This window comes from Bacillus sp. PK6-026, assembly GCF_054161455.1.
On the sequence record NZ_CP096418.1, the window covers coordinates 2,262,298 to 2,282,710 of the forward strand.

At 41.4% G+C, this 20,413-nt stretch carries 23 protein-coding genes; 12 read left to right on the forward strand and 11 right to left on the reverse strand.

Annotation, left to right across the window (positions count from 1 at the left end; all coding sequences use genetic code 11):
- Positions 1–160: 160 nt before the first annotated feature.
- From M1D59_RS11450 to M1D59_RS11460, 3 genes are all read right to left on the reverse strand, one after another.
- Entirely contained in the window at positions 161–1,306 is a 1,146-nt protein-coding gene (locus M1D59_RS11450; RefSeq protein WP_318601912.1) for a serine hydrolase, read from the reverse strand.
- A gap of 857 nt (positions 1,307–2,163) precedes the next feature.
- Positions 2,164–2,829 (reverse strand): flagellar brake protein, encoded by a 666-nt coding sequence (locus M1D59_RS11455; RefSeq protein ID WP_458117425.1) that lies wholly within the window; start codon positions 2,827–2,829, stop codon positions 2,164–2,166.
- Between the two features lie 655 nt (positions 2,830–3,484).
- Complete coding sequence (locus M1D59_RS11460) at positions 3,485–3,874, reverse strand: YwqH-like family protein (RefSeq protein WP_458118049.1); 390 nt, start codon at positions 3,872–3,874, stop codon at positions 3,485–3,487.
- A 333-nt stretch (positions 3,875–4,207) separates the two neighbouring features.
- Here M1D59_RS11460 and M1D59_RS11465 point away from each other — a divergent pair, with 333 nt between their 5' ends.
- From M1D59_RS11465 to M1D59_RS11475, 3 genes are all read left to right on the forward strand, one after another.
- Positions 4,208–4,516 carry a hypothetical protein gene (locus M1D59_RS11465; RefSeq protein ID WP_149169608.1) on the forward strand — a complete coding sequence of 103 codons (309 nt, stop codon included), beginning with the start codon at positions 4,208–4,210 and terminating at the stop codon, positions 4,514–4,516.
- Positions 4,517–4,893: 377 nt separating this feature from the next.
- Positions 4,894–5,181: a YozQ family protein gene (locus M1D59_RS11470; protein WP_020451786.1), complete on the forward strand. Its 288-nt coding sequence runs from the start codon at positions 4,894–4,896 to the stop codon at positions 5,179–5,181.
- A 520-nt stretch (positions 5,182–5,701) separates the two neighbouring features.
- Positions 5,702–5,956 carry a YciI family protein gene (locus M1D59_RS11475; protein WP_101560992.1) on the forward strand — a complete coding sequence of 85 codons (255 nt, stop codon included), beginning with the start codon at positions 5,702–5,704 and terminating at the stop codon, positions 5,954–5,956.
- Positions 5,957–6,293: 337 nt separating this feature from the next.
- On the opposite strand, the gene M1D59_RS11480 is transcribed toward M1D59_RS11475, so the two are convergent.
- Complete coding sequence (locus M1D59_RS11480; RefSeq protein ID WP_224146214.1) at positions 6,294–6,560, reverse strand: hypothetical protein; 267 nt, start codon at positions 6,558–6,560, stop codon at positions 6,294–6,296.
- A 272-nt stretch (positions 6,561–6,832) separates the two neighbouring features.
- On the opposite strand from M1D59_RS11480, the gene M1D59_RS11485 reads away from it, so the two are divergent.
- The 3 genes from M1D59_RS11485 (at position 6,833) to M1D59_RS11495 (ending at position 9,025) form a co-directional block, all read left to right on the forward strand.
- On the forward strand, positions 6,833–7,270 hold the full coding sequence (locus M1D59_RS11485) for a hypothetical protein (RefSeq protein WP_020451788.1): 438 nt from the start codon (positions 6,833–6,835) through the stop codon (positions 7,268–7,270).
- 96 nt (positions 7,271–7,366) lie between these two features.
- A complete protein-coding gene (locus M1D59_RS11490) occupies positions 7,367–8,218 on the forward strand; it encodes an SMI1/KNR4 family protein (RefSeq protein ID WP_224146213.1) in 852 nt (283 codons plus the stop codon).
- 162 nt (positions 8,219–8,380) lie between these two features.
- Positions 8,381–9,025 carry a DUF1796 family putative cysteine peptidase gene (locus M1D59_RS11495; RefSeq protein WP_020451790.1) on the forward strand — a complete coding sequence of 215 codons (645 nt, stop codon included), beginning with the start codon at positions 8,381–8,383 and terminating at the stop codon, positions 9,023–9,025.
- Between the two features lie 171 nt (positions 9,026–9,196).
- On the opposite strand, the gene M1D59_RS11500 is transcribed toward M1D59_RS11495, so the two are convergent.
- The 4 genes from M1D59_RS11500 to M1D59_RS11515 form a co-directional block, all read right to left on the reverse strand.
- Positions 9,197–10,546, reverse strand: a complete 1,350-nt coding sequence (locus tag M1D59_RS11500; RefSeq protein WP_026579561.1) for an amidohydrolase family protein — start codon at positions 10,544–10,546, stop codon at positions 9,197–9,199.
- Positions 10,547–10,916: 370 nt separating this feature from the next.
- Positions 10,917–11,168: a CotD family spore coat protein gene (locus tag M1D59_RS11505; RefSeq protein ID WP_020451792.1), complete on the reverse strand. Its 252-nt coding sequence runs from the start codon at positions 11,166–11,168 to the stop codon at positions 10,917–10,919.
- 231 nt (positions 11,169–11,399) lie between these two features.
- The gene (locus M1D59_RS11510; protein WP_020451793.1) at positions 11,400–11,609 is read right to left on the reverse strand and encodes a hypothetical protein; all 210 of its coding nucleotides are present in this window, start codon (positions 11,607–11,609) and stop codon (positions 11,400–11,402) included.
- Between the two features lie 232 nt (positions 11,610–11,841).
- Entirely contained in the window at positions 11,842–12,624 is a 783-nt protein-coding gene (locus M1D59_RS11515; protein ID WP_224146239.1) for an alpha/beta fold hydrolase, read from the reverse strand.
- A 137-nt stretch (positions 12,625–12,761) separates the two neighbouring features.
- On the opposite strand from M1D59_RS11515, the gene M1D59_RS11520 reads away from it, so the two are divergent.
- Positions 12,762–13,265: a hypothetical protein gene (locus M1D59_RS11520; protein ID WP_031305168.1), complete on the forward strand. Its 504-nt coding sequence runs from the start codon at positions 12,762–12,764 to the stop codon at positions 13,263–13,265.
- An 82-nt stretch (positions 13,266–13,347) separates the two neighbouring features.
- Here the strand turns inward: M1D59_RS11520 and M1D59_RS11525 are convergent, their stop codons facing one another.
- On the reverse strand, positions 13,348–13,584 hold the full coding sequence (locus M1D59_RS11525; protein ID WP_065643871.1) for a CotD family spore coat protein: 237 nt from the start codon (positions 13,582–13,584) through the stop codon (positions 13,348–13,350).
- A 174-nt stretch (positions 13,585–13,758) separates the two neighbouring features.
- Here M1D59_RS11525 and M1D59_RS11530 point away from each other — a divergent pair, with 174 nt between their 5' ends.
- Both M1D59_RS11530 and M1D59_RS11535 read left to right on the forward strand, forming a co-directional pair.
- Positions 13,759–14,382 (forward strand): LysE family translocator, encoded by a 624-nt coding sequence (locus M1D59_RS11530; RefSeq protein WP_023857338.1) that lies wholly within the window; start codon positions 13,759–13,761, stop codon positions 14,380–14,382.
- A gap of 727 nt (positions 14,383–15,109) precedes the next feature.
- Complete coding sequence (locus tag M1D59_RS11535; RefSeq protein ID WP_003182651.1) at positions 15,110–15,295, forward strand: type Z 30S ribosomal protein S14; 186 nt, start codon at positions 15,110–15,112, stop codon at positions 15,293–15,295.
- Positions 15,296–15,447: 152 nt separating this feature from the next.
- Here M1D59_RS11535 and M1D59_RS11540 read toward each other — a convergent pair whose 3' ends face one another.
- Both M1D59_RS11540 and M1D59_RS11545 read right to left on the reverse strand, forming a co-directional pair.
- On the reverse strand, positions 15,448–15,906 hold the full coding sequence (locus M1D59_RS11540; RefSeq protein ID WP_020451797.1) for an NUDIX hydrolase: 459 nt from the start codon (positions 15,904–15,906) through the stop codon (positions 15,448–15,450).
- Positions 15,907–16,073: 167 nt separating this feature from the next.
- Complete coding sequence (locus M1D59_RS11545) at positions 16,074–18,740, reverse strand: phosphoenolpyruvate synthase (RefSeq protein WP_229129018.1); 2,667 nt, start codon at positions 18,738–18,740, stop codon at positions 16,074–16,076.
- 263 nt (positions 18,741–19,003) lie between these two features.
- Between M1D59_RS11545 and M1D59_RS11550 the strand changes: the two genes are divergently transcribed.
- The 3 genes from M1D59_RS11550 (at position 19,004) to M1D59_RS11560 (ending at position 20,313) form a co-directional block, all read left to right on the forward strand.
- Positions 19,004–19,609 (forward strand): TetR/AcrR family transcriptional regulator C-terminal domain-containing protein, encoded by a 606-nt coding sequence (locus tag M1D59_RS11550; protein ID WP_458117426.1) that lies wholly within the window; start codon positions 19,004–19,006, stop codon positions 19,607–19,609.
- A 101-nt stretch (positions 19,610–19,710) separates the two neighbouring features.
- Positions 19,711–19,836: a hypothetical protein gene (locus tag M1D59_RS11555; RefSeq protein ID WP_023857342.1), complete on the forward strand. Its 126-nt coding sequence runs from the start codon at positions 19,711–19,713 to the stop codon at positions 19,834–19,836.
- Between the two features lie 21 nt (positions 19,837–19,857).
- Positions 19,858–20,313 carry a YndM family protein gene (locus M1D59_RS11560; RefSeq protein WP_020451801.1) on the forward strand — a complete coding sequence of 152 codons (456 nt, stop codon included), beginning with the start codon at positions 19,858–19,860 and terminating at the stop codon, positions 20,311–20,313.
- Positions 20,314–20,413 lie beyond the last annotated feature (100 nt).

Sequence of the window (20,413 nt, forward strand, 5' to 3'; positions counted from 1 at the left end):
AGGAAGTAGCACTTCAACATTGATAAACTCTTTACGCTGCGTGTCTCTATTAAGCTGAGAGTAAACAGCTAAGATTATTGATTTCGAGAAACCAAGAATTGAAATTATATTTTGGCCAAATACGGTAAAGACCGCGAGCGTGGTTTCCGATGGGGGATAGTCATGAAAGTGAACCAGGCAAATCTAAAATAGATAATTCTTTTTTGATATGGGCGCGGAATTTAGAGTCTTTTAAAAATTTCAGCAGGAACCCATTCATATTTCGAGAAAGTTTTGCTTTCTCGACTGGAGTTAAATCATTTGCAAAAAATGCAATATCTGTCTGGTTTCCATCTTTATCTGTCGCATACATTGCAATTGTAAGAATAAACGCGGTAGATCCTCCCTTTTGTCCCGCATGAACAAGCCATTCACAATTGTTTGGATTTCTCATTATTTGTTCCATTACTGGATCAAGATATTGATATACACTTTCACTAAAATATACTTTGCTATTTAGCTTTTTCATAATAGATATATAATCTCTAGTCGTTGATCGGGGCAAACGGTCGGACCAAATTTTTTGAAAATCATTGTCCAAAGTTTTTCTTAATTGTTTTTTTTCTTGATCAGTTAGTGGTTGGCTCAGCCATCTATTATGAATTTCAATCGCTTTATTACGGTATTCATGCATATCCATGTTTTTCATTACTTCTAGGACTTCTTTTTTCGATAAGTTCTTTTCATTCATCAGTTGGGCAGGTATATAAAGTGCACTTACAATGGGATACATAGGCTCATGCTTTAACATATCTAAGCTCTTTGGAACATGATTGATGTTTTGAAGCCCCAGCACCTCAATTAAGTATTCAGTATTTGCATTAGAACTGTAAGCAATCATCCCGTTGACTACCTCACATAATGGAACACGATCTATCTCTTTGTCTTTTTTCAATTGAATAATCCAAGCCTCATGCGCACCGCCGTCTGTTTTTGGGATATAGAAATTCTCTAATTCCTTTAATCTTACTTCTTTTTGCGGATCGATTTTTCCTGCTGCTGCTTGTTGTGCATATTCAATGGCTAAGATGATTTTCACAGTACTTGCCAGAGGGAGTTGTTCGTTTACGTTAACATCAACCCAATTCTCATCGTTGTGTTTTATGGATAATGAGACATTCCCGCTTCCTGATTTTGCTTTAACAAACTGTACAATATACTCTGGATTTAACTTTTTTATTTCCCTCCGAAACATAAGAATACCGATTGCTATTACTAAACCAAGAGAAATTATTATACCTGCAATAATCAATAGTGCAATCTTCAATTTAACACTCCCTATAATGTTCAAATTACTATAGATACGAATTAAATAATGTTAGGTTTCAATTTCCTTCACACCAGCTCTTATGGTACGCAGTCCAGAAACCGTTCTTCTCAGGATTTCTGGGCATCATGGTCCATCCGAATGACACGGCCATCATCACGTTGATACTTAAGCTGGAATCACCAGTCCACCGCTTTTAAGAGTAGCAAACGTTATTTCTGCCTTTTTGATAATCTCCTGGTTTCTCATCGTAATCTTCCTTTTAAAATAAGCCATCCCAAACGGCCTTTTTTAACTAAGTCTTGATTGGCTTTAATTTGTCATCAAGCAATTTCTCAACCTTTTTTCAATTCGTATTCGATTCTGCCAGACGAGAGCTCACAGAAATCTTACGACCGCCTTTTTCTACTGGTGTTTGGTGCTTTGCTTCAAAAAAGAAGTTTTTCAGCAAATTAAAAAGCCCTTTTTCTTCATTGGCAGAAGAAAAAAGGCTTCTCTTTTTTTCGTTGGTTCAGCGGTCGCGACCATTAAATCCCGGTTATGTCACCTTTTTTGATAACGCATTCCAAGCTTATGCGACGAGAACTCAAGCTTCTTTTTTGACCTTGAAATCGGCCGGCGCAGCCTAGGATTCCACTGCTTCACCGACGGTGTTGCTTGTCGATCTGCCGTTTTCATGCAGAATATCTGTTACATATGAAGGATCACTACACTTCAGTGCAGTTGATGACTTCTGTTGGCAGAGTTGGACGCCAACTTGCCAACAGGTTTCCATAAATGTATATGGCGGGGACGAAACATCTCCTCTGAATTAATTGAGGGATATCAGGCAGATCACTGTATTCCTAAACTTCCATTCATTCAGTTTTCAATTTCCTTCTTTCTGTCAATTGCAATTTTATGCAATAATGTACAAGGGTTTGCTCATCATGTACATTCATCTTGATAAATTCAACTGTCATGAGCTGTTTGTTTGTTCTGCGATCAATGTAAGTGCGTTTAACTTGAGCATGGACGTCAATCACATCTTCATCATGTCCCTCATTTGGCAGATGGATACTTATATTCAAATCTTCTTCCGGTTCGTGTTTTTGCGTTTCTTCAATGATTAACGCAGCGCCTCCAGCACTGATATTTGCTGTATATGTTTTAAACATTGAGCCAGATCCATATGAGCGAACAGTGACGGGAAGCGTTGTATTGACTCTAAAAAATTGCCGTCTTTGAACTTTTTTCATTTGAACTTCTTCAGGTAAATACATATTTAGTACAGGTATATCCTGATAAATTTCCCGGCCTTTTATTACACTATTAAATTTATATGGGACTTGTTGCTCATTTATAAAATGAACTGTTGCTGCTGTATTTGTTGGAATAATAACAGTTCTCCCCGTTTCTTCATCAACAGGATAATGCACTCTTAAAACATTGTCTTCAATTGATAACACTTTACTTTTCGCAAGGACATATTCTTGAATTTCGTTTTCAAATTCTATTGTTATAATATTTCCTAAAGATAACAATGGACATCACTCTTTCAATTCTACTTAATCATTATATCGGTACTATGACACATAATTTTAAAAAAGAAAAGAAGAAGGCATTGAAAGGCTACTAAATCTTACTGCCCTGTGATGGCGACCACGTGCAATACTGCATAGACTCCATCGGCTCCTCCTGTGAAGCTGACGACCTTCATTATCATTCAATACATCATTTGATCAGGAATAGGTGTGTCTCCCATTCTATGCCCCTTTTTTCGATTTTTTTCGGATTAAATATAAAAAACCTTGAAAGGCAATAGCCAATCAAGGTAGTTCTTCAAAGTTAATCAATTCTCAAGTCAATTTAAGCATGAATATAATAGTCTGGTTCTTCATCCATTTTCTTCAAAAACTCTTCGAGTGATGCCGCTATTTTCTTGTCAAAATAATATACTGGACAAATACCGTTCTCTTCTTCCCGTTCTAAATCTAGAGTAAGATATGTCCCCTCACCCTTCAAAAAAGACTAACATGTTCATGGGGATCCATTACTCTATATCTATGGGTTTTATCAAGATTACAAATAAAACCATACCCTACTCTTAAATAAAACTCTCTTAGTTCATTAGGGAATTTTTTTAGAAAGCGCTTGTTTGACTTCCCCGGTATTTACTTTTATTTATTGACCCATTTTTCATTTACTCCTTGCTTCGCGCTTCGCATTCTCAATCTTTTTCTCTAAAGAACGAACTTCCTGGCTGAGCGATTGAATATCCTCTTCTAAAGATTTGATTCGTTCATCGATTTTGCTTAAAAGATCAGAAAGCTGTTTTCCGCTGATGTCATTGTAGGCAGTCTTCATCAGGCCTCGAATACGGTCAAAGGAGTCAGCAAGACTGCCTTGCCACGAATGAGACGACAACTGTGGTTCGGTGATCGTCTTTTTAGAATCAGAGAACTCCGTTTTGTCTTTTTCTAACTCTTTACGGCAAGCTTTCAGCTCTGTCAAAAATTCTTTCTTCATCGATAAATCAACTTTCATGATATCTAAAGCCAGCGTTTCTCCAAGTATTGAACCGATCATTTGCAATACCTCGCTTCCCGAAAAATGTATGACAAAAGTAATAACCAACTAAAAGTTTACCACTATACGGAAAGGAATTGGTGAATAAATCCTTTCAACTATTCTTTAATCAAGAATTTCAAGCGCATAAAAAATGCCGCTAATGAAACGGCTGCAAAAAGATAATTCAAAACTTATTTCTAAGCTAAACAACAACATCATGACTGAGAGCGCTTGTGATGTTTCTTGAAGCTGATATAATGCCTCATTTATGCGATCCGTAAGTTTTTCTGCTGCTCGGGTTAAATACTTTTCAGCAAATCAAGAAATACTGATGAAAAGGTGGTGTCTTTTTTGGATTTTCCAATCATTCATACAAACTTTTGGGATGCTGTTATAGCAGTGCCAATTATTTTGATCGTCACACAGATAATTAAAATTTTTCTCAAGGTTCCCAAAAAGTATGTCCCATCAATTGCGATCGCACTAGGCTTAATCATATCTGTTTGCATAAGCCATCGACACAGCCTCATAGCTGGAGTATTTATGGGCGGATTCTATGGTTACGCAGCTATTGGTTCATATGCATCATTGAAAACAACCATTTCATCATATAGAAACAAAAAACATAAACATGCAGGAAAATATATATTCCAGAGTTGAATTCGCTTTTTTTCCGCTTCTATCTCCCAAAGGAGGCGCCCAACGTAAGTTCACATGCTCTTAAATACATAAGCCTTAATCATGAATGAGAAGTTATCCTGTTTGATGTCTGCCATTGAAAGGATTGGCGTCGTTCCTGCACGCCCGGTTTTGCTTTATGATTTTTGTGCGCCTGTTCTCTTTCCCTTGATATAGGGTTGAAGATTGATTTCCCGAAAAAGCGAATGAATACCACCTCAACAGACACAATAAAAAGAGTTGATATTTCAGCACAATTCGCAAAGGAGTGAAACCATTGTATTGAATGATCATCAGACTGAAAATGCCCCTTTCTATTTTAAAGGAAACATAAAATTCAATAATATGGAGTGATAAACGTGACGCAAAAACATGGAGCAGACAGACCCGATGACTACAAAAGATTTTCTTCAGCAGACAAGGAATACGATTCTCAGCAATCGTTAGACAGCAATGCTAAGACAGAGAACGTTAATACTGAAACTGATAACAAAGAAAACATGAATGACAGCACGGATGTGGCAGGAAAATATTTTGACCCCTCGGATTATGAAGGAGCCACGCAGTTGGAAAAAGGATTGGCTGAAACTCATGAACAAGTCAGTGATGACTATTTTGAAGGAACGATCGATCAAAATCTGGATTAGTCATTTGAACGGCGGAACTAACTTAAAAAGTAAGTTAGTTCCGCTTAGATTAACAAAGTATCGATGTTCTCAAGTCCCAAATTAATCATTCAGTAAATCAAAAGTGATGACCGAATGACAAGCTTAGTCTTTTTACTGCCTCATCTCTAGAATTCCCTCAATGATCTTGACAATTATAAAAAGATGATTGATCCCTCCTTAAAATAAAAAAGACACAAAGCAAACTCATGATTGCGCTGGTTTTGTGTCCGAGGACTCTCCATTTAAGACTAATATTTTTGTAAATATCTATTTTTTTATTCCCTGTTTCCCTATTATTATCCGTGTCACTCTTTTCATGAAATTCAAATCCCGTCTCCTTGGTCTTCCGCTCCTTTACTTCAAAATCACTTTCAATCATTGCCAATGTGGCGCAATCGAAAGGAAAACAGCTACGCCTTCCGCCGATCGAACTTTTATATGAATCTTCTATATATTTGTGCTAAGATAAAGTCATCTTTTGACAGAAAGGCGTGCTACGATGAAAAAATATTTACTCATAACAACCAGAACCGAGAATTTTAAAGATCAATATGTGCCAGCCCATTATCAATTTTTGGACAGGCTTAAAGCCGAGAACCGCTTGGAAATGTTTGGCCCTTTCAGCGATGCTTCCGGGGGCGCTTATCTTATCAGCGCAGAGTCTCTCAAGGAAGCAACAGAGATCGGAAATTCTGATCCGATTGTTGACAGCGGCTCTTCAACACTTGTCATTAAAGAATGGCAGATTAAATAAACTATTTGGACATAGCCAACATAAGCCTCTCCAAACACGGGAAGGCTAATCTTAAACGGAAAATCTAGACCTGCGGGTCATTTTGAAATTACGGTAAAACCGTTTTTTCCCTATTGAAGGAGAATAATATAAACGGCCATCGACATTTTTTAAAATTCTTTGATTTTTCATGTTCCATATTTCTTTTCCTTCGTCGGTAGGACAAGAAGCTGTTTCTTGCAATCAACAACCTAGGGGGAGCCAAAGGTGAAATCGGCAGCCCCCTAGTCCCACGATTCAATTTTCTGAACAGTCACTTTGTTTATGATCAACCTTCCACCCATTCCTTCTATCCCTTTCACTGACTGCCATGACCATCTGTTTTTTGTTTTTCATAGTTTTTGACAGTACCGCCTTTCCCTTTGATCCACATGATCCCGTCTACATCTTTTTCATCTAGTAAACCAAGGAGCCTATTTGTTTTTCCGTTAATGGCTGCAGCTCCTGCATATTTGATTTCCCTATTGACACCGATAACGTTTGAAGCAAATAGCTCGTTCCAGCATTCATCATGCCCGGCAATCTGGGCTCCTGCTGTGTACGGATTAACATATTGGTATGTCAAGGTAATTCGATCTTTCTTTGGATCATTGACGCCCATTTAAATAAATTTTTTCAAGAGCAGTCTCTCGGCCTTCATCAACCCCTACAGCAAAAGTCAAACCAAGATCTTCAATTTCATGGCTGCTCGACCATCCGGTTAAAAAAAGTTGGAGAGGCTTTTACACCCTATCAAAGCCATACGCGATTTTTGGTTTTGTGCTTCTCCCTCAAAAAACTTCCATCTTTTTCAACTCATCTATGCTACAATAAAATGGAAAAAGGAGGGGGTTTTGAATGAAACGCTTTTTGCTGGTCATGGTGTTATTTTGTGGATTTTTCAGTTTTGGGAGCAGTGCTGAAGCTTATTCGTTCCCGCACAAGCTGAATCTTACGTTTACGGGAACTCATGTGGAGGACATTCCCTATAGCGACTCTAACGTTTCTCACTGGCATATTGGCTACAAGTTTACGATTTTTAATGCAGAAAACTGCAAAACAACGATTAAAATTCAGATGATGCATCTTTCCGGCAGGTTTATGAGTTTAAGCATTAAAGATTTTGAAGGGAACTGGCCTGATCGAACTGCTCAGGATGTCATCACATTGATGCCTAGGACTTACAGGCTTTATTTTGAGAATACCGAAGGTGAATGTAAAGATATTCGTATTAAAGGAACATACGGAGCTATTCCGCAAACGTATGATAATTTCTCAGTCTTCAGCCAAAGATAGCCGTTATAAAAGACTGCAGGAAGGCAATACAAGCATAAAGGCCCGAGCAGCATTTTGCATGATAGATACTGATATAAACGAATGTGGGGGAATCATTTGAAAAACTTTTGGATATACGAAGACGAAGATCCGTACACTTTAAAAAGCATATCAGAGAGAGGCATTCTGAAAGCTGAAAAAAAGTTAGGTGTGAGACTTCCGGAGGAATATAAAGCGCTTATTCTTGAACAAAATGGTGGCTATATCAATTTTAACGCCTTCCCTTCTGAACGGCCCACCTCCTGGGCTAAAGATCATGTCCAGTTTGACTACTTATTAGGCATAGGGAAAAAGGATGGAATTCTCGAGAGTAAAGCCTTTATTAAAGAATGGGGACTGCCTGACAACCTGGTCCTTATTCATGGAGACGGCCATACGTGGATAGCGCTTGACTACAGGGAGACGAAAGAAAATCCGCCCGTTCACTATTTTGACTCAGAATTTGAAGAAGATTATAGATTAGCCGGCTCATTTGGAGAATTTCTCTCTAAACTTTATACAGATGACTCCATTGATGATGACCGCTGCGGACATACGGGAGGCATACATTCTGGGAATGCAGATATTCCCTATGTCTATTCGGAAGATGCCATCACAAAAGAAAAAGCGGAACAGATTCTGATTGAAAATTCGACAGCCGATCTGTACCAGATTCATTACTACCCTATTGAAGGTTTGGATGATTTAAATTGGCTTCTGACAAAAATAAAAGAAAGCTCATTGATAGCAAATATTGACAATGGTGTCGAACTTGCCGTTGTTTTGGAATCTATTATTTCACATCATAAAGATTTAATCCTTGATAACGAACAAACAAGAAGGCTGGTTTTAGACATTTCAGCTATTCTAAAGAATTTGAATGACTCTGTTATAGACATCCTTTTATTACAGATAAAAGATTCCCTTTAAAAAACAACTTTTACGTTGTTTTTTATTTATGTTTCCGCCCCATTCTTTAAACTCTCCTGTTCCGAGACCTCAATGTAGGCAACTGTTGTTACTCAACCCTTTTATAAAACATAGAATACTAAATATATTGTTGGAAATTAATCCACAAAAGGAGTTAAGATTATGAATTTGAATGATATAAAAGGAGACTATAATGCCATTTTCGGATTAGGCCACCTCTGTTTAACTGCTCTTCAGCTTAGGAAAAACAATTTAAGGCCGTATGCGGGTCCTTTAGACTGGGTCGGTACCTCTTCCCTGACCGAACTGAACCGTCTTTTAAAGAATCGCTTTTCAAATTTTATGGCACCCCAAAATCTAAGGGTAACAGGCTACTCAACAGGTGTTTATACTACTGACCGTTATATCTCTTTAACAGATGATTATTATCATGTCGATTCAGCTCATGATTTTAAAGCAGATAAAAATACACTCGAACATCTTGCCACATACAATGAAGTGATGGAAAAATTCAATAGAAGAATCAACAGATTTTATGAAAAGATGTCAACCGCTAATCGGATCCTTTTTGTCAGAACTAACGGAACCTACAAGGAGGCTCAAGAACTGGAGTCCGTATTATCGGATTTAGTACAAAACGACTTCAGGGTACTCCTTATCAATCACTCAAAAGTTAAAGGAATTGTCGAGCAGAATTGGCCATTAAAAAGAATATGCGCGGTTACACTTCCAGATCGTGAAATCTGGCAGTCTAATGATCATCTGTGGAGAGAAATGCTTAATGGCGTGAATTATATCCCCTTTTAATCAAAACTTATAAGCGACAGGAAAAGGTTATAACATCATCATAACCTTTTCCATACATACTCTTCTCTGAAAACTAAACCAAAAAGCTGGTCTTCAAACAGAAACAATTCCCAAAGAGCGGCCTTCTGAAGTCAAGCAAGGTAAGTTTATCACTGAATTTCAAAGGAAAGATCAATAGGCGCCTTCAGGGGATCGGGATAAGATATGGTCTCTAGCTTCCAGCGCTTTTTGTCTCACCTTTTCCAGATCTGCATCAACCAATCGACCGTTTCGTTTCACTGCTTTTCCTGCGACATATACGGAATCTACATTTCCGGTGTGCGCGCTTTGGACGATGGCCCCCACCGCATCAGTCAAAGGGAGCAAATTGACGCTGTCCGTTTTCACCATGATAAAGTCAGCTTCTTTGCCAGGGGAAAGCGAGCCGATTTTATGATCGAGCCTTAATGCCCTCGCCCCGTCAATGGTCGCTGCTTTCAAGATTTGTTCGGCCGATATGCTCAATTCGGGACCAGGCATGATCCCTTCTTTCAACAGCTCTTCATTGCGCTTTGCACGCTCTGCTTGAAGGGCAAATTTCATCTGTGCGAAAAGGTCACCTCCCGTCGATGTCACAACATCAACCCCAAGTGCAGTAAGAACCCTGTTTTTTAAGGCGAGCCCTGTAACAGGATAGCCGTGCCCCATCATCATCTCAATTTCTGGTGTCACAGAAATCGAGCTTCCGTGAGCCGCAAGCATTTTCATTTCTTCTTCACTCATCGCATTGGCATGCACCATATTTAAATCGGGACCGAGCAGCCCGGCTTGATTCAGCTTCTCAATCGAACGATCTTTCGCTCCCCAGTTGCCAAACGCAATATGCATGCTGCATAAGGCATCAAGTTCCCGGGCCGTTTCGATTTCAAACACAGATGTCTTCCATGAAGAAAACTCCGGACCGCGAATGGCAAGCCCCATCGTCAAAAGCTGATCCTTCGATTGAAAATATGCTTTTTTTACCCGTTTCGCTTCGTCCATATTCGAAAGATCACTGTCTCTGTCCCAATATTCGGCATCACCGGATGTTCCGAAAGCGAATACTGCGCGAATGCCGGCGTCTTTCAGTCCCGCAATCAGCTGGTCTGTATGATCAGGCGATTCAATCATCGTCCAGTCCAGCAAAGTTGTGACCCCTGCCTCAAGCGCCTCAAGCGCTCCTAAATAGTTCGCGACCCAATCATCCTCAGGCCTTCTCATTGATCCATAATTGCCATAATAAATCCGGTTTAAATAGGTTTGCAGGGACCAGTCGGCTCCGATTCCGCGGATCACAGATTCCCATACGTGGCGGTGTGTATCGACAAATCCAGGCATGATCAGCATGTTGGAGGCATCAACAATCTCAGCGTCTCCCGGTGCAATCGACTCGGCAACGTCCAGAATGAAGGAGCCTTCAATCAGCATGTCCCCTTTTTCGATCGTATGAAGCTGCGGATCAAGAGTTACAATCGTTGCATTTTGAAAAAGTGTTTTTTTCATAACGGTTCTCCTTTCTTCCCAGCCAACTAGAAAAAACAGCATCCTATATGTACCATTTTAAAATAAAAAAGGTATAAATGATATTAATATGTATTGTGCGACTTGAAAATCCGCCTTCTGAGCTAGATGGAAGAGATGCAGTACACGATCACGTTAGAAAAAAAAGAAAGGTGAATTGCAGGAAACAGCGGTTGTTTAAATTGCAATGATGCGTTGTGTATTTATCGTAAATTCTGCTTTCATACTGCTCGCAATCACGATATACGGTTACTACCTCCCAAATGGAAACAGACCATAAAAAAGCTATGGTCTGTGAAATGAGTGAACGTATATTTAACTGCGATCAAAATATGGTATAATCAAGCTTTTATTAATAGCAATGGCCATAGTCCGACTTTTTTTCATAGCCTTTGCAAGGTTTTCCGCAATGATAGTGTTCATGCGAAACGTCTTTATGATGTGAATAAGTGTGCGGATAGTAATGAACATGTTCATATTTGTGGTGGTCAATTTTTTTAGTATGCTGCGGATGAATATGAGGAACGACAGACTTTGAATACTTATGATCCTCACAATATTTCGTAGGGTAAACATGCGGCTCATGATGTTTTTTGCAGTACATGTGTACACGCTCCTTTCATTTTATAGATTCACTAGTACATTATGCTGAAAAGCTAAAGCCTGACTGCATAAGTACCTATACTTTGTCCCTATTTTTGCCCGTTCATTTTCTGAAGATCGTGTTTGGAAAATCTGCTTGATTACCCTGAAGCATCCGCCGGTTGAATACCCCTTGCTTCCGGAGTTAAAAAAAGACACTAAACGAATACTTTAAATGTTCGCTTAAAGTCCTTCATCTCCAATATACCTTGACGGGCTCTGTATGAATATGCAGCTCTGTTTTTGTATCGAAATGAACAACAAAGCCTCTGATTAATCCATAGAACTTGTTTTTTTCTGTAATTTTCATAACGGTCGCTTCGTCTTTAAATCCTGGCGGATGGCATGGCTCACCTACAATATATTGCTTTGAATGAACGGTGATTGCTTGAATTGACTTCATTAAATTCCATTCCCCCTCAAGAAACGTCATGCTTCCTTCTGCTTCTGCCCAAAACGGAGATTCACCCTAGTAAAAATTGCGATTCTTCTCTTCCCTGGAGTGCAAAATTATTCGGGTATTTTTACGCTACAAACTGTAGAAGCAGTCTCGGTGATTATCATCATAACACGTTATCCAAAATATTCCTTTCTGCTTTTTGAACATTATGTGGCGGCAGCTCCTCGGTATAGAATCAACCGATAAACTGCGTTAAAATACGGTTGAACATGTCGCGTTCCTCCCAGAACGGACCGTGTCCGCTGTATTGAAACGGAACAAGATATGAATTTCTTATTTTGCGGTTGAGTTCCTTTGCTTGTGCAAACGGAATCACCTTGTCTTGAACACCGTGAATGATCAAGGTCGGAGCAGCGACTTTTCCAAGATCATCATACAGTTTCTCATCTCTCAGCATGTCGATGACCGCTTTTGTTGACCAGCCTGCCGCCTGCAATCCCAATTGAAAAAACCAGTCCGAGAACGGTTGTGTAATATATTGAAAGAAAAATGTGTCGCTCACTTCACGCATCATCTTAGGACGATCGTGAGACGCTTGCTGAAGCAATTTGGCTGCCGTCTCTTCTGTAAATCCCACAGGTGCCGCTGCATCGATCAAAACCAGCTTTGAGACCCCGGAACCCCTGTATCGCGACATATAGCGAAGTGCTATGGCGCCGCCGGTTGAATGACCGGCAAGCGTGAAGCGGTTTAGTTGAAGCGTCTCAACGACAGCGCGAATATCGTCAGCCAAACGGTTGTAATTGTAGCCCGTCGCCGGCTTATCCGAACGCCCGAATCCCCGCCAGTCAATGCCGATACAGCGGTATCCCTTTTGTGAAAGATCGTCAAATTGATATTCAAACTGCAGATGGCTTAATGGCCAGCCGTGCAAAAATACAATTGTTTTGCGGCTTTGAGGATTGATGTCTTCTACGTACAGGTTAACGCCTGATTCTGCCTGAATAAAGTATCCCATGCCGTCGCCCCCAATCATGGTGTCTTTTACCATAAGGTACTCCCAAAATGTCAATAGGTGAATGTCCTGGCGGCTGAAGGTGAAGAATTTGAAAAGGTGTGACTGGTTAGACTATTTCAAGATACGGAGGTGGTTCAATGATGAAACGCTTGGGAAGTCTTGCGCTGTCGCTTGTCCTCATGCTGCCTGCGGCGGCGATCCAAGCGCAGCCTGCCGCACCAATACCTTATCCATGCAGCGTCGTTCTTCATCCAGCCCAGGATATTCCCAATGCCCGTGGAACGGCTTTAATTGCAAAAGTGAAAAAACCGTATACCGAAGCACCTGACAGTCCAGTCAGGGAACGGCGAAGCGTCGGCATCTACGCCGATTGGCTTCCGGCCCCTGCTTCATTTGGAGATTATGATCAATATGAAGGAATGGCCCGGATACCGGACCAGATCAGCTGGCGCTTCACCATGCATCTCGTCCGGGAAGACGCGCCAAGCTGGTTTGGCGGAAGTCTTTGGGCGGGCAAATTTGATGAAATATCATCAGAGCTGACTGTGAATACCCGAGTCGAAGTGCGTCCTTTCAATTCGAAGACGAAAAAGGCCGGCCGAGCTGTTTTGCAGGGGACTTTGCAAGGTTGCAGGAACTAAATTAAAAAAAGGCCGCAGAAGCACCATTAGGACGCTTCTTACGGCCTTTTTTTCATGAGAAGAACTTTTTCTTCCGGAAAGGTTAGTATTTTTCGTAGCGATTACAAGGTTTACCGCAGTAAGAGTGATCATGATAAACCGGCTTATAGCTTGAATAAGAATGCGGATAATAGTGAACATGCTCGTATTTCTGATGATCCACTTTTTTAATATGCTGCGGATGGATGTGAGGAACGATCGTTTTAGAGTATCTGTGATCCTCACAGTACCTAGTAGGATGCACAACTGGCGGCAGAACGCGCGGTTTGCAGTAAGACATAAGCACTTCTCCCTTCCTTGAGTTTCATTCTTCATTATCAAAATATGTTGATTAGCACAAACTTGTACTAATACAAGAAACTAAAAAACCGTCCATTTTCCCCGCCTTTTCACTCAAAAAAAAGTTTCTCTGATAGTATAATAAAAAAATACTAATGAAAATGGAGTTGGACAGATGGATGTGATATCGATCGTTTCTTTTTTAGGTGCGGCTGTACTGCTTACACTTATGCCGGGCCCTGACAACTTGTTCGTTTTGGCACAGAGCATCTCAAAGGGAAAATCGGCAGGTACAGCAACCGCATGCGGGCTATGCACAGGGTTAGTCGTCCACATCACAGCTGCTGCAGCAGGTATTTCTGCTGCGATCTATCAATCAGCTGTCGCCTTCTCGATCGTGAAATATGCAGGTGCAGCCTATCTGTTGTTTTTAGCTTACCAGTCTTTCCGGCGAAAAAGTGCTGGTTTCAATCTTGAAGCTAAAGATTCATTGAACCGCAGGGCTTTATACCAAAAAGGCGTTGTGATGAATCTATTAAACCCGAAGGTCTCATTGTTCTTCCTTGCCTTTCTTCCGCAATTTATTCATCCCGGCACCTTCAGCGTGACAACGCAAATGCTCGTTTACGGCATGTTATTTTTAATTCAAGCGTTTGTGATCTTTGTGATGATCAGCCTGTTTGCGGAAAAAGTCGGAGACCGGCTGCGCAGAAGTCCGCAAGCCGCCAAAAAAGTTCATTTGCTGGAAGGGTCTTTATTCGCTTTGATCGGGCTTAAAATAGCGATCAGCCAAAGGTAGCCGCTGAAAAAAAGGTGTGCAGCCAGCACACCTTTTCCCGATTTTACCGCTTATAACATTTGACGCGTTTACCATTTCCACCGTCGGCGCCGTTTTCAAGGACACAGCGGCAATGTCATCCCTAGAACATCGAGGTTCATGTGAAAATGAACAGCCCTGCATTCCGTGATTCGTTTTCAAGCTTGATCTGGAGCGGGAGCTGGTGTTGCGGAATCGAAGTGATTTGTTTCTTTGGCTGGAGTCGAATCACAAGACTGTCAAATTCTGCAGCGCTTTCTTGCTGTGTTAGATTCTTCCTTCGTTTCATTGTATAGTGGAGTGTCAGACAATGAGACAAAAATCTAAATACCGTTGTTCTCTATCCTTCCCCCCTTTCTTTGAAGCCAGTATACAAATTTCCCGCTGCTTCGTAATGATGCAAATCGGTTATTTTCCGCTCAATCCAAATCATCAGATCGAGCAAAGCGGACACATCGATCTTAGGGATGGCAGATCAGTCAATCGATGGGCGTGGGTCTTTTTTGATAGAATATGCCGCTTTTTAAGGAGAAACGGGATCGTTTAATTGCTTTAATCAATGAGATTCATTTTCGCTTTTTATCTGCAAAGCGAGTCTTTTGAATTTATTTACAAATGATATTTTAAATGTTATAATAAATTGTTTACAGAAATAAATTCTATTTTTATTTATATAAATCGATGAATTTAAAATGAAGGAGGTAAAAAGATGGCCAAGACTTCAATGATTGTCAAACAAAAACGGGAACAAAAGTTCAAAGTCAGAGAGTACACCCGCTGTGAACGCTGCGGCAGACCGCATTCCGTGATTCGGAAGTTTAAATTGTGCCGCATCTGCTTCCGTGAGCTTGCTTACAAAGGGCATATCCCCGGCGTTAAAAAAGCAAGCTGGTAAGAACGACTTCGTCAGCCTTTTTAAGAGGCTGGCTTTTTTGATTTAGGCTCTGTTGAATTTTAATGTTGATATTGCATGAAAATAGAGGAAATCCTATGATTAGGGTTTCCTCTATACTTGTTCAACTAACGTCTCTGTTAGCTGGATAAGAACTATTGAATCAGTTGCTCATTATACACACTCATTGAGTGTACATTCTCTTTTAATAGGTTATCAATGATTTGCTTTATTACATTTGGTTCTCGTAAGTCTTCGTTCTCAAATGTTACAAGGTCACTTACTTTTATCCACTTGCAGTCTGAAATTTCATCTTCTTCGAGCTTGATAGAACCTCCGGTAACTTCACCAATAAAATGAAATAAAATAACTTGATTCTTCGTCCTGCTGATAAAATTATATACACCAGCAGCCGCAATCAGTTTTATGTCCAATCCAGTTTCCTCTTTAACTTCTCTTCGAGCTGAATGGAGAATGTCCTCTCCATATTCGATACGTCCACCCGGAAAGTTCCACTTATGAACGGCGGTAGGCTTATTCTCTTTTATCATCAAGACTTTATCATCCCGTAAGATTGATACACTGGCTACTAAAACAATTCCATTTTGCGACATTCATTTCTCCTTCATTTTCATTGGGTTGACTGGCTTCTTCCTTCATGAATCTGCTTTGTTCTTTGAAAGCTCTAAACGCTTTGCTCATCTTGAGAATCAAACCGAACTCTTGTTCTATTTTTATTATATCAGGGATTCGTATAAGCATCAAACATCAATATAAGCGCTCATGAGCCGTCACTGTTCAATATTTGAACAAACCCGTTTGTTCCGTCGATTCGGATGTAGGCGCCGTCTTCTATGATGTCTGTCGCTTTGTCAATTCCGACGACCGCAGGAATGCCGTATTCCCTTGCCACTACTGAACCATGAGTCATCATGCCGCCCACCTCCGTAATCAGTCCAACCGCTGAAGTAAAAAGCGGAGTCCAGCCCGGATCAGTATACGGCGCCACTAAGATGTCCCCTTGATTCAGCTTCGCGTCTTCAGGGCTCTTCACAACTCTGGCGGTCCCTTCAATGATGCCCGCAGAAACCGGTGTCCCTGTGAGAGCTCCTTCGGGACTTTTTGCATTTCGCAGCCTCCCTGTAATGATTTCCCCTTCACTTGTCATCACGCGGGGGGATGTGAGCTTTTGATTGGACATATGCTGCCGTTTTCTGTCTGTTAACCATTCCGGAATATTCCCGATGCTGCGATTCTCCAATAGCGCGATAAGCTCTTCAAGCGTCAAGTAAAAAACATCGTCTTCACAATTGAGGATTCCTTTTTCAACGAGGTGGCGGGCTTCTTTAAGAATGGCTTTTTTGTATAAAAACATCAATTTTACAAGTGTAAATTTATGATGCTCCCGCATTCCCATCAGGCTTCGATACATATGAACGAGCCGGGAGATTCTCTTTTTTTCCGTGAAACGAAATTGAGAGATGATTTCCTTTTTTGCTTCTTCCGCTTCCATTTCGCCTTGTTTAAATTTCCTCCTGTGTTCCCCTTGGGCAGTCGTCCGAATATGGCTGAGTATGGACGGAACGAGCTGAACCGGAGCCTCTGCCCATCTTGGCCTTGTCATATCGATTTCTCCCACGCACCGCATCCCGTACTTTTTGAGATAACCATCTAAACTCGCCTTCAATTCGGCGCCGCCGGGGATTTTGAGCAATTCTTCCATAAAGTTTTCGCTGTCTGCACGCTTGAAATAGTCAATGACTTCAGGATACTTCCTCGCTTGATCGGAAAGATCCCCCAACTCAAGACCCATTTCCGTTGTGACATTATGAGGCAGGGATTTATATAATTTCCCCAGTAAAATAGCGCTTTTTTCGTCCCCCAGCTTTTTTTTCAGCTTTTTTTCGAGCGCTCCGGCTGCAATCATTCCGCTGAAGACATATACAGCGACTTTTGAAAGCACGTCTTGGAACATCCTTTCCATTCCTTTTTGGATGACGCGGATCGTCTCAGCACCGGAAGTCCGGCTAAGCTTCTCCTCGGTGTCCGTCACGATCGCTTCAATGATCAATTCCGCTTTTTTCTCGGCTTTATCGGGGTTTTTCATCAGCAGGATTCCGACAACCTTTAATGCTGCCGGAATCAAAATCGGCATCAATCTCCCGGCAATATGAAACATGCCTTTTATCGAAATGGAATTAAGCTGTTGTTCTTTGCGCTTGACTGCCTCCGATACAGCAGATGCCATCAGCTGATCCATACCATTTAATACTTTAAGCAGCCGGCTTCGGGCGGATCTGAGGGAAAGAGCACCCGTAATATCGGCGAACACTCTTCCTCCCGCTTCGCGAAGAATCGGCTGTGCCGAAGGGTCTTTTTTTAAAAATCGGAGAACTTGGCTGATCACCGATACACCCAATGGTTTCATTGGATCGGTCATCATTTGGATATAGCCAAAATTAATCAATACATGCGGCTTATCATCAAAAACGTGTACGGCCGGGTATAGGGATGTGATCGGCCGGCTTTGAAGAATGTAAAAGCTGCCGCCGGCAAAAGCCCATTCTATATCCTGTTCCTTACCGTAGTGAGCCTCGATTCTGCGCCCCAGTTCTGCCAATTCGACGATTTTTGGATCCGGCAAAGCCTGTGTTTGTTGTTCTTCCGGAGAGAGGGTTTTCTGAACGGTTCCTCCTTCTGGAACGGAGTAAATGGCCGATTCCTTCTTCGAAAGTTGTTTTTTGACGATTTCACCTGACTGAACCTGATACAGATCAGCGCTCACAATTCCGGACACCAACGCTTCACCCAAGCCGAAGCTGGCATCGATGGAAACCGTTTTGCGGTGCCCCGTGATCGGGTCCGCAGTGAACATAATACCGGACACCTCGGGAAAAACCATCTCTTGCACGACAACTGCAAGAAAAACAGAGCGGTGATCGAAACCGTTTTTCGCGCGGTAGGAAATCGCCCTGTCCGTAAACAGAGAGGACCAGCATTGTTTTACCGCATCAAGAAGCTGATCTTTTCCGCAGACATTCAAAAAGGTATCCTGCTGCCCCGCAAATGAAGCTGTCGGCAGGTCTTCTGCCGTAGCACTGGAGCGGACAGCATAGGCTTTATCTTTGCCGGTCGTATCAACGCCTTCCAGTATCGCCGATTTGATCTCGTCAGGTATGGGAATCTGGGCAAGATGCTCGCGAATCTGCTTCCCCGCAATCCGAATCTGTTCAAGATCATCATGCTTGAGCTGTCCAAGCTGGTCGAGCAGGCTGTCGATGATGCCGCTTGTTTGTATGAACGCGCGATAGGCGGCAGTTGATATGCAAAACCCCTCGGGAACGGGAAAACCCGCTTTTGTCATTTCCCCGAGGTTCGCCCCCTTTCCGCCGACATAGGGCAAAGCAAATTGATCGATTTCATTGAAATACAGCACATATTTCTCCATTCTATCCTCTCCTTAGAGCCGCTTTTTGAAATTCCACGCCTCATTTTGGACAATTGATTTTGCCCTGGCCGGACTTTCAACACACTTTGTCTTATGAGGCATGCTTTTTCATACACAAATATTGAACACTGTGTTGATTAATATTCATCATGTTTATTATAATTGCACAAAAGGCGAATGCAATGAACAATCAATCAGCAAATGTTAAGTTCTCAACACAAACATGGACATTGTTGATTTTCATGGACCTCAGGAGGATTTGTATGACTGGACAAAAAAAAGACCGCAGGGTAAAGCGCACGAAAAAAATGATTAGAGACGCACTTTCTGAACTGATGAAAAATAAAACGTTTGAAGAGATATCCGTCACGGACATTACAACGAAAGCCGATATTAACCGCGGCACGTTTTACTTGCATTACGAAGATAAATACGATTTGCTGGAACAAAGCGAGGAGGAAATTATCCAAGAGATCAGTAACATTGCTAAACGCTCGATTCACTCAATGGACATATTAAATCAGGATGTGATTGATCATCCGCTAACGTTTGTCGTCGATATTTTTCAATATATAAGAGAAAACGAGGTTTTTATGAAGGCAATTTTAGGCCCGAAAGGCCCGGGTTCTTTCCGTATGAAATTCAAATCGGTTTTGAGCATCAATTTAAAACGGCTGAAAAAAGCGATCAAGGCGGATCCGATCGTACCGGAGGACTACTTGATTTCCTATATAACCGGCGCTCATATCAGCGTCATGCAGCAATGGCTGGAAAACGGCATGAAAGAGACGCCGCATGATATGGCGCTCATTTTATCAAAAATAACTGGGATGGGCCCTGCATACGCGGCAGGACTGAGAAAAAAATGACAGGCTTTCAGGAAGAGGGATAACCCTCTTTTTTGCTTTTTTCGTGGTATGTATAAGAAATCAAAAATAATCCAAAATATAGTGAAAAAGGTGGTGAGACCATGCAGAAGAAAGGCATTCAAAACAGCAGCCTCGAGCAGCTGAAAAACGACCACGAAACAGAAAGCGCATTCCAGCAGGATAACAAAAGCAAAAAACAGCAACAAAACAGGAATGCTTTAAAATAAGCTGAAAGGTGTGGAAACGAAATGAAGCATGTAAGAGCATTGTGTTTAAAATTTATTGTGAGCCTTGTCCTCTTATATGTGGTGCTAACTCTGTTTTTTGGCGTTCCATTTGGCGAAATGTTTGTTTTGACATTGTTTTTAGGTGTGATCTCCTATCTGATCGGAGATCTTCTTCTTCTGCCGAGAACAAACAATACAACTGCAACAATGGGAGACTTTGGCCTTTCCCTCGTATTGATCTGGGCGATTCTCGCCATGCAAAATAATCCGCCGTATGGTTCGCTTGCTGCAGCTTCAATCGTGTCAGCAATCGGCGTCACAGTGTTCGAATATTTCTTCCACCGCTATATGGAAGCCAACGTTTTGGGCGAAACGGAAAACGAAAAACGGGAAAAGCCAGGCTCATTGCAGTATCAAAGTGAAGCATCGGAAGAACTTTACCCGGTTACCCCATCTAAAAAACAGGACGAAGACTAAGCACAAAAACCTGCCGATCGGCAGGTTTTTTACTTTTTATGCCCCGAGGTATTTTTTCCTCATTTAAAGGAATATCGATCTTTTTCACGAATTGATAATA

What these genes read in the sequence shown, in the direction of transcription:
- M1D59_RS11505 (WP_020451792.1), bottom strand. Translation starts at nt 11,168, where the DNA reads ATGTACTGCAAAAAACATCATGAGCCGCATGTTTACCCTACGAAATAT.
- M1D59_RS11515 (WP_224146239.1), bottom strand. Translation starts at nt 12,624, where the DNA reads ATGGGATACTTTATTCAGGCAGAATCAGGCGTTAACCTGTACGTAGAA.
- M1D59_RS11510 (WP_020451793.1), bottom strand. Translation starts at nt 11,609, where the DNA reads ATGAAGTCAATTCAAGCAATCACCGTTCATTCAAAGCAATATATTGTA.
- M1D59_RS11540 (WP_020451797.1), bottom strand. Translation starts at nt 15,906, where the DNA reads ATGTCGCAAAATGGAATTGTTTTAGTAGCCAGTGTATCAATCTTACGG.
- M1D59_RS11500 (WP_026579561.1), bottom strand. Translation starts at nt 10,546, where the DNA reads ATGAAAAAAACACTTTTTCAAAATGCAACGATTGTAACTCTTGATCCG.
- M1D59_RS11550 (WP_458117426.1), top strand. Translation starts at nt 19,004, where the DNA reads ATGACTGGACAAAAAAAAGACCGCAGGGTAAAGCGCACGAAAAAAATG.
- M1D59_RS11560 (WP_020451801.1), top strand. Translation starts at nt 19,858, where the DNA reads ATGAAGCATGTAAGAGCATTGTGTTTAAAATTTATTGTGAGCCTTGTC.
- M1D59_RS11495 (WP_020451790.1), top strand. Translation starts at nt 8,381, where the DNA reads ATGAATTTGAATGATATAAAAGGAGACTATAATGCCATTTTCGGATTA.
- M1D59_RS11525 (WP_065643871.1), bottom strand. Translation starts at nt 13,584, where the DNA reads ATGTCTTACTGCAAACCGCGCGTTCTGCCGCCAGTTGTGCATCCTACT.
- M1D59_RS11555 (WP_023857342.1), top strand. Translation starts at nt 19,711, where the DNA reads ATGCAGAAGAAAGGCATTCAAAACAGCAGCCTCGAGCAGCTGAAAAAC.
- M1D59_RS11520 (WP_031305168.1), top strand. Translation starts at nt 12,762, where the DNA reads ATGATGAAACGCTTGGGAAGTCTTGCGCTGTCGCTTGTCCTCATGCTG.
- M1D59_RS11485 (WP_020451788.1), top strand. Translation starts at nt 6,833, where the DNA reads ATGAAACGCTTTTTGCTGGTCATGGTGTTATTTTGTGGATTTTTCAGT.
- M1D59_RS11475 (WP_101560992.1), top strand. Translation starts at nt 5,702, where the DNA reads ATGAAAAAATATTTACTCATAACAACCAGAACCGAGAATTTTAAAGAT.
- M1D59_RS11545 (WP_229129018.1), bottom strand. Translation starts at nt 18,740, where the DNA reads ATGGAGAAATATGTGCTGTATTTCAATGAAATCGATCAATTTGCTTTG.
- M1D59_RS11460 (WP_458118049.1), bottom strand. Translation starts at nt 3,874, where the DNA reads ATGATCGGTTCAATACTTGGAGAAACGCTGGCTTTAGATATCATGAAA.
- M1D59_RS11530 (WP_023857338.1), top strand. Translation starts at nt 13,759, where the DNA reads ATGGATGTGATATCGATCGTTTCTTTTTTAGGTGCGGCTGTACTGCTT.
- M1D59_RS11535 (WP_003182651.1), top strand. Translation starts at nt 15,110, where the DNA reads ATGGCCAAGACTTCAATGATTGTCAAACAAAAACGGGAACAAAAGTTC.